Below are 13,603 nucleotides of genomic sequence, written 5' to 3'. Positions count from 1 at the left end.
ACCTACCTTTCAGAGTCCGAGACCGACTGCGGCACGTATCAGATGGGCCCGCGTAGGGGCACCCAATTTGATGCGGATTCGCTGCAGATATGTCTCGACCGAGCTCCGGCTGATGCTGAGCCGCCTGGACGTTTGGTGATGGGTGTAGCCGCCGGCGATATGGGCGAGAACCTGGCGTTCACGGGGCGAGAGATCTCTTCCCGTACCGGACGTGAGCACCGCGGAGGCTGTCGAGTGAGTGGTCATGGGAAGAGCGTCCCGCCCGGGGTTCCCGGTTCGATCCCGTATCGATACCGGAGCGGAGGTACATCAACGATCGCTCGAGGCAGCGGCGTGCAGCGCCCCGAGTGAGCGGTGCGGGAGTGTGGTGAGCGGGCCGGTCAGCAGCGAGGGCACGGTCGCGCCGACCGGAAGCCGTCCCGATGTGGCCAGGCAGTACGCGGACCACGTTCGAACACCAGCGGCGCATCCGACAGCCCGTACCTCCCGCAGGATGTGCCGAGCCTCGGCGGTGACGAGGAACGGTTCGAGGCGATGGGTTCGCGAACCGTCGCACAGCGTCGCATCCTTGACCTCCAGCACGACAGTCCCGTCGCGGTGGTCGAGGGATCCGAAGCCGAGGCGGTGCACCTCGATCACGGGAACCGTTGCCGCGCCGATGGCTTCGTCCAGCTGCTCGGCGGTGCGCGCGGGCTCCACGGTCAGATGACTCATGCGAGGCCTGGGGTGGTGGCGCGCGTCTTCAGCGCGCCACGGCCCGTCCGGGGTGTCGGCCAGCAGGCCCACGAGCCTGCCCTCGTCGAGCAGCGCACGTCGGCGCGCCGGAGATCCGAGCATCGTGTAGCGGTGGGCGCCGAAGCCGCCGGGGATGCCGGGATCGTCGGCGACGGTGAGGATTTCCGCGGCAACAGCCCGTGCCTCGTGTCCGGCGAGCAGCGACGGGCGCTGCCGGGTGCTCTCCACGAGGTGGCCGCAGACCTCGTGCAGGAACGGCCCCGCACTGCCGTCGAGGAGCAGCAACTGAACTCGCGCGGGGACCGGGTGGCGGTGTGGTGCGTGGCCACGGTGGACGGCACGGTCGATTCGTTCGGCGAGCGCGGCGATATCGGGGACCGCGGTGCCGGTCCAGGCGATATCGGAATCGGCGATCGGCACGCCGGCGCGGAGGATGTCCACGACCGCCGCGCCGGTTTGCACCACCTCACGCACCGGTTCTCCCCGGGCTGGAACGAACAGCCGGTGTTCGCTCGAGGTATGCGCCTCGGCACAGATTTCCAGCTCCCCGGTGTGGGGCCACATGGCAAGGAAGTCCGCGACGATCTGCGCGGGGTCCAGATCGGGTGGTGTGGATTCGACGAGTGAATCCGGTGTTGCCACCCCGGTATCACCGCGCCACCGGCCGCCGCGCCGCTCGGCCACCAGACGCGCAGCGTGCTGCACCGCTTCGGTGCCGGCCCCGGCCACCGCGGCATACGCGCTCGCCCCGGGACCGAGAGCGAATGCCGCGGTGGTCTGTTCGGCGTCGTCGGCGATTCGGCGAATCCGCGCGGCCGCCTCGGTGCTGCGGTGGACCGCCACCATGCGGCGCCGACCGCGAATCACGACACAGCCGAGGTCACCATCGGACACCATGGCCGCGGCGCTCGCCCGCGCCGCCGCATCGCTCACGATGCCTGCCCCACCGCGGCACTGCCGGCCGAGGAGCGATCGGCCGACGGTTGCGCCCTGTGGTGCCGCAGAGCCGGGATGAGGGCGGTGGCCGCCGCGGCGGTGCCCAGAGCGCCGAGGACCCACGTTCCCACGGTGATGCCCAAGGCGGCGACCAGCGCACCGACGACGACACCGCCGAGAGCGAAGCCACCCGTAATGGCCGATTCCACCAGTCCGTACAGGGAACTGGAGTCGGCCTCGTTCACACGGTTGCCGTACGAGGTCCAGTACATCGGTTCCGGAACATTGGCCGCGAGACCGATGGCGACTCCGCAGACCAGGGCGACCAGCAGATTCGGGCTGGATCCCAGGAGACCCAGCATCGGCCCCATGGCGATGATGCTGACGACACACAACAACACCCGCTCGTTGCGGGCGACGCCGCCCCCGATCAGAACGCCCAGCACGGACCCGACACCGATCGCCGCCGTCAGCCAGCCGATCGCAGCGCCGCCCGCACCCAGGTGACCGGCGAGAATCGGTACCAGAACCAGGGAGGCGCCGGCAATGGTGCATGCCGCGGCCTGGGTGATGACACAAGCCAGCACGACCGGGTCGGAGGTCGCGGCACGCAGGGCCGCGGACAGCGCTCCTCCGCGGGGACCGGTAGCCGTGGCCGGGTCGGCCGACGGGGGCTCGGATGCGGTGACCTCCGCTCGGCGGACGGTGGCGACCAGTACGGCCGAGAGCAGGAAACTCGCGGCATCCACCAGTAGAGCCCCGACATTGCCGACCAGGGTCGTCAACAGACCGCCCAGCACCGGCGCCACCACGATGACGGTCGTCGCCGAACTGCCGATCACGGCGTTGAACGCGGCGCGCTGATCAGGGGTGACGACGTCGCGTTGCAGGCGGCGTTCGGCCGGGGCGTGGAACGCGGACAACATCGCGCAGCCGACGACCAAAGCCACCAGCACCCAGGCCGATTGCCCGGTATGGGCGGCGGCGGCCGCGCAGATCAGCAGGGCGGCCCGCGCCACGTCGGCCATGATCATCAACGTTCGCGGACGAATCGACGCACCCATGTGTCCCGCCCACGGGCCGAGCACGAATGGCACGACGATCCGCAAGGCACTGAACAAGGCCAACGCCCCAGCACCTCCCGCGCGGAAGATCAGGAAGCTCATGGCGACATAGAGGACCCAATCGCCGGCCTTCGAGATCGCGTCCGCGGCCAATAGTCTGCGGGCGTGCGGAAGGTGGGCTATGTCCTGGTAGCTCTTCAGAGTTGTTCTCATGGGTCTCACTCACCTCGGCTGTGGATGGTCGTCGGACACGGACCGCGTGGTCGCACCGGCCGGTGCGCACGACATGCCCCGCGCTACCCGACCTCCGTCGAGCAATCGCAATCGGGATGGGCCGCAATGGGTTCCGGCACCGTGTGCGGGTGCTGGAAGCGAATGACGTTGCCGGCGCACGACGGTTCGGCCGCCTCGGTCAGATGCATCACGATTTCGGTCGTCATCAGCTGTGCGACCGCGAGCGGACCGGAAACGAAGGAGGGATAGCGCCAACTCGTCTTGGCGGCCAGGGCATCGACGAGCAGGTCGTGCCGATCACCCAACTCGCTGCGGAACCGATGTTCGAGGCACCCGAAGCATCCCGGCTTCCCCGGACGGTACATCGGCCCGACCGCCCCGCTGAACGCACCCAGATACGGCACCCTGCCCGCCTTGCATGCGGTATCGATCCAGCGGTTGAGCACGAACCGCGGGGCGTCCGCGCACACGGCAACGAAATCCGCGCCCTCGATACAGCGCGACACGTCGTCGGCGCCACGGATGTACTCCGGCATGACGTCGTATCGGGTGTACGGCGAGAATCGGCGAAGCTGCTCAGCCATGGAATCGACCTTTCCCAGGCCGATTTGATCCGGGTGGTAGAAGATCTGCCGGACCAGGTTCGAACTTTCGATGGTGTCGCCGTCGACCAGGGTCAGCCGGCCGACGCCTACCGCAGTCAGCGCCTGGGCCAGCAGACTTCCCGCTCCGCCGAGACCCAGGATCGCCACATGTGCGCGCCGCAGCCGGCCGAAATAGTCCCAGTGGCCCCGTGATTCGGCGGACAGCGAACCCAGCCACTCGAGCTGTGTCGAAAACCGTTCCACCAGTTCGTCGTCCGCCCACTCCGGGCGATCGTCGCTCCGGACCGGTACCAGAATGCCCGCCCGGAAGAAAGGGTCCAGGAGTCTTTCGACCTGCTCGACGGTGGCCCGGTCCCCACCAGGAGCCACCTTCCGTGCCACCGCCACCAGCGATGGGTTGTCCTCGTCGATCATCCGCAGGATCCGGCGCAATACCGGCGGCGGAGACGCGACGACGCGATGGTCCGCGTACACGCTGTCGAAGAACAGGGACCCGTCGGCCAGTTCGAGCATTTCCCACTGGGTACTGAATTGCCAGCGCTGCTCGACCGGTTCGCCGCCGCTCGCACGGTCCGCGATCGTGCGACCGCTGACACCGTAACGCGGTTGTTTCTCTTGTACTTCGGTCATCGTCGTCTCTGTCGTTGTCATGACTGCCTCTCCAGCCGCGCGGCGTACTCTTTCAACGACCCGCGCAGTGCGCGGCCGTCCTCGGTCCAATGGGCGGATGCATCCAATACGTTCAGGGCCGCATGCAGTGAGCCCATGGCGAACTGCCGTCGCTCCCGCAGCGGGCATCCGTCCAGCGGGCCGCCGGAGGGATGGTGCTGCCGGTAGCGGGTGATGCCGTCCGCTATCCGGCACATGACGAATGCGGCGTGCAACACCCCACGCAGCGGCCGCGGATCCGGACGCAGCGCATGTGTGCCGACCGCATCGGGATTGTCGAGAAATCGGGTGAACTGCTCACGCAGAGCCAGAGCGTGGTGTGCGGATTCGTGGAGCAGCAGTTCGTACGTGCGCAGCGGGTCGGCGGCCTCTTCCACCTCGGCGTACACGGCGCCGAAGGTGGTCTGGACGGTGGCCGAGCGCAGGGGGGCCCGGGTGAACACCAGATGGTGGATCAGGGTGTTGTGCTCTGCCCACGCCTCCGGCCAGCAGATACGCAACGCCTGCCGGGCCGATTCCAGGGCGGCGCGGACCTCGCCGGGAAGTTCGGTGACCACGGTCCCGATCTCCTCGTCACCCCAGTCGAGCGAGCGGAGGGCCTGCTGCAGTCCACCACGGAGCCACACAGAATCGTGCGGACCGTCGTACACCGTGGCCGGCCCGAGTGCGGCGGCGGCACGAAGGTGCCGGGTGACCTCATCCGGATCCCCGTTCGCGCCCTTGTACGCGGAATACACGGTTGCCGGTGTGAGTCGGCGGACAGGGCGAATCAGATCGTGCATTCCCGGTCGGCTCGCTCGGTCCAACTGGTTCACGAGCAGCCGAGCGAGGCTGCGGTGGTACGCCGCGGCGAGTTCCTCGGTCGCGGCCGTGTCGACACCGGCCGAGCACACCGGGTCGGCAAGGTCCGATGGTGTGGTTCTCACGATTGCATCTCCTCGGTTTCATTGCCCGAAAGCGCTGGGGCGGAACCTTTTACAAGGTTCCGCCCCCACACTTCAGACCGCCGTCCGATCATGGACGCCGCCGAATGAGCCGTATCCTCAGAGGGAGCGGGGCTCACCGTAGGTGAACGAGGTCTCCGCGGTGTCCAGCGAGACCGAACGGGGCTCACCGAAGGTGAAGGACGTCTCCGCGGTGTCCAGCGCGATCTCGGCGTCCAGTTCGGCGTTCTTGGCGATGTTCTCGTTCATTTCCTGCTCCTTTTCGGTTGCGGCCCCGCTGTTTCGGGGCTGATCCAATAATCGGCCGCACCGGAAGCGAGCAGTAGTTGGAAAAGAACACGACTTGACACCCACTCCTCGATATGTCTATGGGACCTTGTCGGCGACAAGGGATCTCGACGCGAACGCCGAACTCGGCCGGGGCGGTGGCCGGCTCGCGGGTGGAAGCGTTCGCCCCGGGGTAGCCCTCGCGTGAGGGGGTGCGGAGTCGCGATGGGTGCCGTCGGCCGGGAGGATCCGGCGGAGGACCTGCAGTCCATCGGGTGGTGGGTGAGCGGGATGACGGTCGTCCCGTCGCGGGTGAACGGTTGTGGATGGACCCGGGGATCGCCGGTGGCGGGTGCGCCGACGAGTTCGTCCGGCGGATCGGCCTCGACCAGGGCGGTCGCGTCCGTTCGGGCAAACGCCCGGCATCCTTCGGGCTGTCCATCGCACCTGGTCATCGATGTGTTCGCGCACACGGTTCGTTCCGGCCGGTAACACTTCCCGTCCGGTTCGCGACACTCTGCGTGACAAACACACGGCCCGTCGGGGGGCCTGTCCGTCTTCTGTCGGATCGGAAATGGGGATCAGGACATGGCTCTTCGCGAGTTCATTTCGCGGCACCGCATCGCTTCGGCGGCGGCCGCACCGGCGGTCTTGGGGGTGGCGGCGATCGTGGCCGCGTCCTGGGGCCTGATGGCCACACCGGAAAGCCGGGACACGCGGCTCACCTCGTCGGTCACCGAATGCCACGACATGGTGACCATCTCGGTGGCCGGGCGCAACGACAGCCCGGACCCGAACAGCACGGCCATGCTGGTCGACGCGAACGGCAATGCGCTGCCGGCGGCTTTGTCCGGCGATTACAGCAGCCATTGGGTCGACCCGGTGGTCAACGCACCCGCCGACAAGGTCGATCCGGGTTCCTATGCCGCGGTCTACATCGCCTATCCGGCGAATATGAACTCCTACGAGGACGCCGTGAACACCGGCGTGTCCAATACCGAGCAGGTGATGCACGACATCGCACAGGCCTGCCCGGACACCAAATTCTCGATCGTCGGCTACAGCGAGGGCGCCGATGTGGCCCGCCGGGTTGCGATGGGCATCGGTCACGACGAGCCCGGAGCCGACGGTAGATACGATGTGGTGGATCCGAATCACGTTCTGGGCGTGGTGATTCTGGCCGACGCGGGGCGTACCGCGGGTGACGGGCCGTTCCCGGGGGCGCAGGACCCCTTCGGTCATCCCGACGGGTTCGATCAGAACTATCAGAACGCCGCCACCCCGATTTCGGGACAGGGCGCGATCCCCGATCAAGCGGGGGATTTCGGAGCGCTGAACGGCAAGATCGCGTCGTTCTGCTCCGAGGGTGATCTGACTTGTGCCGCGCCGCAGAATATTTCGCTGCTGCAACTGGCGGCCAACGTGGGACGTCAGTTGAATGTGGACGCGCTGCAGAACGAGGGGCTGACCCCGGCCACCGGTCAGGACGTGGCGGTCGTGCTGGGGCAGATCGCGATGAACGCCTTCTCCTACATCGCCACCGAGCCGAACTGGATGGCCAGTGACGAGACCTTCCTGCAGGTACTGCTGAAGGTGTCGGATCCGGACTACAAGCCGGGGCAGAATCCGCCGACCAAGGCTGCGGCGCAGTCCATTTCGACCAACGAGATGGCACCGCTGGCCTACCTGCCGCAGAAGGTCTTCAACGAGATCGTGGGCCTGATCGTGACCAATCAGAACACCATTCCGGTGATCATGAGCGATCCCTACCAGTTGACGCTGGGTCCCAACGGGACCGGTCATCACTTCGACTACTGGCGTGATTCCGCCGACGGCAAGCCGCTGACCTCGGCGGAGTACGCGGCGGCGTGGCTCACCCATCTGGCGCAGCAGGCACAGGCGGGCGAACCGGTCGACACCAAGGCGCAGCCGACCGAAGCCGACGTGGCAACGGCGTACAAGACGGTCACCGAGACTCAGAAGGAGCAGGCGGCCAAGGCGTCCGCGACCGAAAAGCCCGCGGCCACCAAGGATCCGAAGGCGACCAAGGATCCGAAGGCCACCGAGACCGCGAAGCCGACCGAGGACGCGAAGCCGACCCAGACGACAGCGCCGACCCAGACAGCGCCGACCCAGACGACGCCGACCGAGGAGACGGCGACCGCCAAGCCCGACAAGGCCGAGCAGACCCCGGCGCCGACCACCACCACGACCACGACCACCCCGCCGGCCGCCCCGGCGAAGCCGGAGCCCCGCACCGAGGTCGCGGCACCGGTGCCGACCACCGAGCCGAAGAAGCCTCAGCCGACCACCGAGCAGCAGAGCAAGGACCAGCAATCGACCGCCGAGCACACCGCGGCGAAGTAGCACGAACAACGCGGCACCGGATGATTCCCTCGGCAGAGCGAATCATCCGGTGCCGCACTGCATTCGGACGATGCGTGCGTTACGCGGTGCTGTGGTCGGCGAGCATCGCCGTGGCGGTGAGATCGACCGATCGCACCCGATCGGCGATATCGGTGGCGTGGTGCACGGTGACCAACTCGTCCGCGCCGATCGCTCGAGCGAACTCGTCCAGATGCGATCGCACCTCCTCCGGGGTCCCGGCAGCGGTGTAGCGGGTCATCGCCGACAGCTGGGCGCCGTTGGGCGAGGCCAGGAACGCATCGATCTCCTCGTCGGTGAAGGCGGGAGTGCCGGCGCCGCGCGAGATCATCATGCGGGCCCGGGCCCGGTAGGAGACGGTCTTCTGCGCGATCGCCTCCTCGTGCGTTTCGGCGGCGAAGACATTCACCCCGGCCATCACGTAGGGCTGTTCGAGCTGGTCGGACGGCCGGAAGTTGTCGCGATACATCTCGATGGCCTGATGCAGTGCGTCGGGTGCGAAATGCGAGGCGAAGGCGTAGGGCAGGCCGAGATGGGCGGCGAGCTGGGCACCGAACAACGACGATCCCAGAATATAGAGCGGCACAACGCCTTCGGCACGCGGAACCGCCTCCACACCGGGGATCCGTGAATTTCCGGACAGATAGCCCTGCAGCTCCAGCACGTCCTGCGGGAACGAGTCGGCCGAGTGGGGATCGCGGCGCAGCGCCCGCATGGTCTTCTGATCGCTACCGGGCGCGCGGCCGAGTCCGAGGTCGATCCGTCCCGGGAACAGGGTTTCCAGGGTGCCGAACTGTTCGGCGATCACCAGCGGCGAATGGTTGGGCAGCATGATGCCACCCGCGCCGAGCCGGATGGTTTCGGTCTGTGCGGCGACATGGCCGATGAGCACACTGGTGGCACTCGAGGCGATGGAGCGCATGTTGTGGTGCTCGGCGTACCAGACCCGCTGATAGCCGCCGCGTTCCGCGGCACGGGCCAGCGCCACACTGCCGGCGAAGCTGTCGCGCGCGGTGGCGCCGGGAGCGACCGACGCCAGGTCGAGAATGGACAATGCGGTGGGCATCTGTCGCCTTTCGTTCGAGCGCGCCGATCAGAGCGCGTGGTGGAGCCGGTCGGTGAAATGCCGGATGCGGGTCTCGTCGCGGCGGTAGTACGTCCACTGCCCGCGTCGGGTGGCGGTGAGGAATCCGGCGCGCTGCAACACGGCCAGATGTGCCGAGATGGTCGAGGCGGAGGTTCCGGCCTTGCGCTGGATCAGGCCGACGCACACTCCGAACTCGGCCGTCTCCGATTCCAGCTCGGGGAAATTCGCGGGCGGATTCTTGAGCCAGCCCAGAATGGCCAGCCTGGTCCCGTTGGCCAGGGCCTTGCACTCGTCGAGTACGGCGCATTCCTCGCTCGCCGCCTCGGCGGTCACGGGTCCGTCCTGCCGCACTGCCACCACCCTTCGGTATTTCGCTAATTAACGAATTTAGTGCCGGACCACCCGGTCCGGCACTATGGCACTGATCACTCCCGGCGTCGACGGCCGCGGACCCCACCGGTCACGCGGCCGACGACGGGGTCGCTCAGCGATTACGCGGCAGAACGGTGAGCACCCGCTCGATGTGGTCGCGGAAGTCCTTCATGTAGCCGCGGAGGAATTCGGCGGTGCTCTCGTCGGACACCGAACCGTCGGCGCCGTAGATCTCGGGGTTGAACTGGATGTACGCCTCGGGCGCGGTCATCTGGCGGGCGTTGGCGAAGCTCAGCACCGCGCGCAGGCTCTGCTGACCCACCGCGGTGCCGATCGCGCCGGGCGAGGCGCCGATCACCGCGGCGGGCAGGTGGTCGAAGGAGTTCTGCCCCCAGGGCCGCGACGCCCAGTCGATGGCGTTCTTCAGGGCTCCCGGAATCGAACGGTTGTATTCGGGCGTCACGAACAGGATGGCGTCCACCGATTCGATCGCGGCCTTGAGGGAGCGACCGGCGGGTGGATAGTCGTCGTCGTAGTCACGGTTGTACAGCGGCAGCTCACCGATCGGGATATCGATGAAATCCAGTTCGTCGGGCGCCAATTTGATGAGCGCGTTCGCGAGCACGCGATTGATGGAGGAGACGGACAGACTTCCGACCATGTAGCCGACCACATAGGTTCGCACCGGCATTCCTTCCGAATAGGCGGGTCACGGTTCGCCCTCACCGACGACCACCTGCCGCGCTTGCCGGTCGCTCGGCGATTGCTGTACCTGGTCTTCGATGACTGTAACCTGCTGGGCACCCGGTTTGCCGAGGATCAGCACGGCCGATGTGGCCGGGCGTGGGCCCACGACGATCGCCGCCGGGCCGATCGGTCGGCATGCCCGCTGCGTGCCCGTGCCGACGAGGATCCGCCGGGCTCCCGAACGGACGCTGGTACGCGCTCGGCCGCACCCGATTCCTGCCCACCGGGATCGCGGGTGACGCCGCGGCCGCCTTCGCATACCGTCGAGCGCACACGAGTGCTGGGAGTATGCGGTGAGCAACTGGGACGAAGAGGTCGATGTACTGGTAGCCGGGTCGGGAGGCGGCCTGGCCGGTGCGTATACCGCTGCGCGGGAAGGACTCTCGGTCGCGGTGGTGGAGGCGACCGACAAGTTCGGCGGTACCACCGCCTATTCCGGTGGCGGCGGCGTGTGGTTCCCGTGCAATCCGGTCCTGCGCCGCGCGGGCGTCGACGACACCTTCGAGGACGCGCTCACCTACTACCGCGCGGTGGTCGGCGACCGCACTCCGGCCGAGTTGCAGGAGACCTACGTGCGTGGCGGCGCGGAACTGATCGAGTACCTCGAGACCGACGACGCCTTCGAATTCCAGATGTTCCCGTGGCCGGACTATTTCGGCTCGGCACCGAAGGCACGCAACGACGGCAAGCGCCACGTCGTGCCGAAACCGTTGCGCGCCTCCGTATTGGGCGATGCCGCTGCCGATGTACGCGGGCCGCTGGCCACCGACCGGCGGGGTGATCCGCAGCCGGAATATCTCATCGGCGGGCGCGCGCTGGTCGGCCGCTTCCTGCTCGCTCTGAGCAAATTTCCCGATGCCGCGGTGCATCTGAACTCGGCACTGGTCGAGCTGGTCACCGAGGGCGGCAGGGTCACCGGCGCCGTGGTGGAGCGCGACGGCGCCCGGGTCGCGATCCGGGCCCGCAAGGGAGTGCTGCTGGCGGCCGGTGGATTCGAGCAGAACGACGAGATGCGCGCCCGTTTCGGCGTGCCTGGACAGGCCCGGGACACCATGGGGCCCTGGGGAAATCGGGGTGCGGCACATGCGGCCGCGATGGCGGCCGGCGCCGATACCGATCTGATGGATCAGGCTTGGTGGTCGCCGGGCATGATCCATCCCGACGGCCGCGCGGCCTTCGCGTTGTGGTTCACCGGCGGCATCTTCGTCGATCGGGACGGGCGTCGATTCGTCAACGAATCCGCCGCCTACGACCGGATCGGCCGCCGGGTGATCGAGCGGCTGAACGACGATGCGATGGCACTGCCGTTCTGGATGATCTACGACGACAGCGCGGGTCCGGTGCCGCCGGTACAGGCGACCAATGTGCCGATGGCCGAGACCGGGGAATACGAGCGCGCGGGGTTGCGGCACAGTGCTTCGACCCTGGCGGAACTGGCAACGCTCATCGGGGTGCCGGAGCATGCGCTGGTCGAGACGGTCGACCGGTTCAACGCGTTCGCCGATCGCGGTACGGACGAGGATTTCGGCCGCGGCGACGAGGCCTACGACCGGTCGTTCACCGAGGGCAAATCACCGCTGGTGCCGATTCGCAAGGGCCCCTTCCACGCCGCCGCGTTCGGCATCTCGGATCTGGGTACCAAGGGTGGTCTGCGCACCGATACCGCCGCACGGGTGCTGGACGAGTCCGGTGCGCCCATCTCCGGCCTGTACGCCGCGGGCAACACGATGGCCGCGGTGAGCGGCACCGTCTATCCCGGCGGCGGCAATCCGATCGGTGCCTCGATGCTGTTCAGCCATCTGGCCGTGCTGAACATGCTCGGCCGCTGACGTTTTCGCGTCAGTCCTCTTCGCCGGCCCGGGGACGCGCCCGCACGTGGGCGCGTTCCCCTTGTTTGCCGAACAGGCTCAGGAATTCCACCGACTGCTCGTCGGCGGGGCCGAACCAGTGTGGGACACGAGTGTCGAATTCGGCGGCCTCACCCGGTGCGAGCACGATGTCGTGCTCGCCGAGAATCAACCGCAGCCGGCCGTTGAGGATGTACAGCCATTCGTAGCCCTCGTGGGTCTGCGGATCGGGTTCGCCGCGGCGGTGCTCGGGATGGATGATCATCTTGTAGGCCTGGATTCCACCGGCCCGCCGGGTGAGCGGCAGCATGGTCATGCCGTTGCGGGTGAGCGGGCGCATGTGGATACGCGGATCGCCGGTCGGCGGGGCGTCGACCAGTTCGTCGAGAGTGACACCGTGCGCGCGGGCCAGCGGTAGCAGCAGTTCGAGGGTGGGTTTGCGGGTTCCCGATTCGAGCCGCGACAGCGTGCTCACCGAGATACCTGTCGATTCCGAGAGGTCGGCGAGCGTGGTCCGGCGCTGGGTCCGCAGTGCGCGCAAGCGCGGACCCACCGCATCGAGTGCCCGATCCAGCTGATCGTCCATGACTCCAGTTTGCCATTTCGGCAAAGTTGTTTGCCACCGGTTCGGGGATAGGGCATCTTGATCGCAGGAGGTGGTCGAGATGACCGATGAACTGGACAGCAGTTGTGACGTGGTGGTGGTCGGCGGCGGTGCGGCCGGGCTGAACGGTGCGCTGATGCTGGCGCGAGCCCGCCGGTCGGTGATGGTGATCGACGCCGGCGCGCCACGCAACGCACCGGCGGAGGGAATACACGGTCTGCTCGGCCGCGAGGGCATGGCGCCGGGCGAACTGCTCGACCGCGGCCGCGCCGAGGTTCGCGGATACGGCGGGCGGATCGTCACCGGCGAGGTCACCCGTGTCACCCGCGCCGACGGCGGCTTCGATGTCGAACTGGCCGACGGCCGAACCACCCGGACCCGGCGACTGCTGGTCACCACGGGCCTGGTGGACGAACTTCCGCACGTCGCGGGTCTGCGCGAACGCTGGGGGCGCGATGTCGTGCACTGCCCCTACTGCCACGGCTGGGAGGTCCGGGATCGGGCGATCGGCGTGATCGCCAACGGGCCGATGGCGGTGCACGGTGCGCTGCTGTTCCGGCAGTGGACCGACGATGTCGTGCTGTTCACCCACACCACGGCGGCGCCGACCGGCGAGGCGGCCGAGAAGCTCGCCGCCCGGCGGATTCCGGTGATCACCGGTCCGGTGGCGGCACTCGAGATCCGCGACGACCGGATTTCCGGCGTGCGACTGGCCGATGGCACCGTGGTGGCACGCGAGGTCGTCACCGTCGGCTCGCGGATGGTGGCGCGGTCGGACGTCCTGCGCCAACTCGGTCTGGAACCGGTCGAACATCCTTCCGGCGCAGGCGAATACATCCCCGCCGATGCCATGGGCCGCACCGGTGTCGAGGGCGTGTGGGTCGCGGGCAACGTCACCGATCTGACCGCTCAGGTCGGAGCGGCAGCGGCTGGTGGCGCCTTCGCGGCGGCCCAGATCAACGCCGATCTGGTCGAGGAGGAGACTCGGCTGGCGGTGGTCGACCACCGGCGCGACTTCGCCGCCGAACTCGAGGCAGAGGTGTCCGAGCAGGTCGTGGGCGATCGGCGGCACGGCATATGAGTCACACCGGATCAGGTCGAAGCGAA

General features: G+C 67.8%; 13 protein-coding genes and 1 pseudogene. 3 read left to right on the top strand and 11 right to left on the bottom strand.

Going from position 1 to position 13,603, the window contains the following annotated elements:
* Positions 1-9: 9 nt before the first annotated feature.
* The 7 genes and pseudogenes from AB0L57_RS07620 to AB0L57_RS07590 all read right to left on the bottom strand — a co-directional run.
* Complete coding sequence (locus AB0L57_RS07620; protein WP_364958661.1) at positions 10-246, bottom strand: LuxR C-terminal-related transcriptional regulator; 237 nt, start codon at positions 244-246, stop codon at positions 10-12.
* Positions 247-309: 63 nt separating this feature from the next.
* Positions 310-1,668, bottom strand: coding sequence for a metallopeptidase TldD-related protein (locus AB0L57_RS07615; protein WP_364958659.1), 1,359 nt, complete (start codon positions 1,666-1,668; stop codon positions 310-312).
* Complete coding sequence (locus AB0L57_RS07610; protein ID WP_364958658.1) at positions 1,665-2,948, bottom strand: MFS transporter; 1,284 nt, start codon at positions 2,946-2,948, stop codon at positions 1,665-1,667. Before AB0L57_RS07610 ends, AB0L57_RS07615 begins: the two co-directional genes overlap by 4 nt.
* A gap of 83 nt (positions 2,949-3,031) precedes the next feature.
* On the bottom strand, positions 3,032-4,225 hold the full coding sequence (locus tag AB0L57_RS07605) for a ThiF family adenylyltransferase (RefSeq protein WP_364958656.1): 1,194 nt from the start codon (positions 4,223-4,225) through the stop codon (positions 3,032-3,034).
* Positions 4,222-5,169 (bottom strand): HEXXH motif-containing putative peptide modification protein, encoded by a 948-nt coding sequence (locus tag AB0L57_RS07600; RefSeq protein WP_364958654.1) that lies wholly within the window; start codon positions 5,167-5,169, stop codon positions 4,222-4,224. Before AB0L57_RS07600 ends, AB0L57_RS07605 begins: the two co-directional genes overlap by 4 nt.
* Before the next feature lie 117 nt (positions 5,170-5,286).
* Positions 5,287-5,436 carry a hypothetical protein gene (locus tag AB0L57_RS07595; protein ID WP_364958652.1) on the bottom strand — a complete coding sequence of 50 codons (150 nt, stop codon included), beginning with the start codon at positions 5,434-5,436 and terminating at the stop codon, positions 5,287-5,289.
* Positions 5,437-5,735: 299 nt separating this feature from the next.
* Positions 5,736-5,831, bottom strand: a pseudogene (locus AB0L57_RS07590) (XRE family transcriptional regulator); the annotation flags it as partial.
* A 211-nt stretch (positions 5,832-6,042) separates the two neighbouring features.
* Here AB0L57_RS07590 and AB0L57_RS07585 point away from each other — a divergent pair.
* On the top strand, positions 6,043-7,821 hold the full coding sequence (locus tag AB0L57_RS07585) for a cutinase family protein (protein WP_364958650.1): 1,779 nt from the start codon (positions 6,043-6,045) through the stop codon (positions 7,819-7,821).
* Positions 7,822-7,900: 79 nt separating this feature from the next.
* On the opposite strand, the gene AB0L57_RS07580 is transcribed toward AB0L57_RS07585, so the two are convergent.
* From AB0L57_RS07580 to AB0L57_RS07570, 3 genes are all read right to left on the bottom strand, one after another.
* Positions 7,901-8,905 (bottom strand): LLM class flavin-dependent oxidoreductase, encoded by a 1,005-nt coding sequence (locus AB0L57_RS07580; protein ID WP_364958648.1) that lies wholly within the window; start codon positions 8,903-8,905, stop codon positions 7,901-7,903.
* A 27-nt stretch (positions 8,906-8,932) separates the two neighbouring features.
* Entirely contained in the window at positions 8,933-9,259 is a 327-nt protein-coding gene (locus AB0L57_RS07575; RefSeq protein WP_364959317.1) for a metalloregulator ArsR/SmtB family transcription factor, read from the bottom strand.
* A 151-nt stretch (positions 9,260-9,410) separates the two neighbouring features.
* Positions 9,411-9,983, bottom strand: a complete 573-nt coding sequence (locus AB0L57_RS07570; RefSeq protein ID WP_364958646.1) for an NADPH-dependent FMN reductase — start codon at positions 9,981-9,983, stop codon at positions 9,411-9,413.
* 355 nt (positions 9,984-10,338) lie between these two features.
* On the opposite strand from AB0L57_RS07570, the gene AB0L57_RS07565 reads away from it, so the two are divergent.
* Positions 10,339-11,874 carry an FAD-binding protein gene (locus AB0L57_RS07565; protein WP_364958645.1) on the top strand — a complete coding sequence of 512 codons (1,536 nt, stop codon included), beginning with the start codon at positions 10,339-10,341 and terminating at the stop codon, positions 11,872-11,874.
* 10 nt (positions 11,875-11,884) lie between these two features.
* On the opposite strand, the gene AB0L57_RS07560 is transcribed toward AB0L57_RS07565, so the two are convergent.
* Positions 11,885-12,478 (bottom strand): XRE family transcriptional regulator, encoded by a 594-nt coding sequence (locus tag AB0L57_RS07560; protein ID WP_364958643.1) that lies wholly within the window; start codon positions 12,476-12,478, stop codon positions 11,885-11,887.
* Positions 12,479-12,557: 79 nt separating this feature from the next.
* Here AB0L57_RS07560 and AB0L57_RS07555 point away from each other — a divergent pair, with 79 nt between their 5' ends.
* Entirely contained in the window at positions 12,558-13,577 is a 1,020-nt protein-coding gene (locus tag AB0L57_RS07555; RefSeq protein WP_364958641.1) for an NAD(P)/FAD-dependent oxidoreductase, read from the top strand.
* Positions 13,578-13,603 lie beyond the last annotated feature (26 nt).

Source organism: Nocardia sp. NPDC052254, assembly GCF_040679495.1.
Lineage (GTDB): Bacteria > Actinomycetota > Actinomycetes > Mycobacteriales > Mycobacteriaceae > Nocardia.
This window is presented reverse-complemented; position numbering and strand designations above follow the sequence as displayed.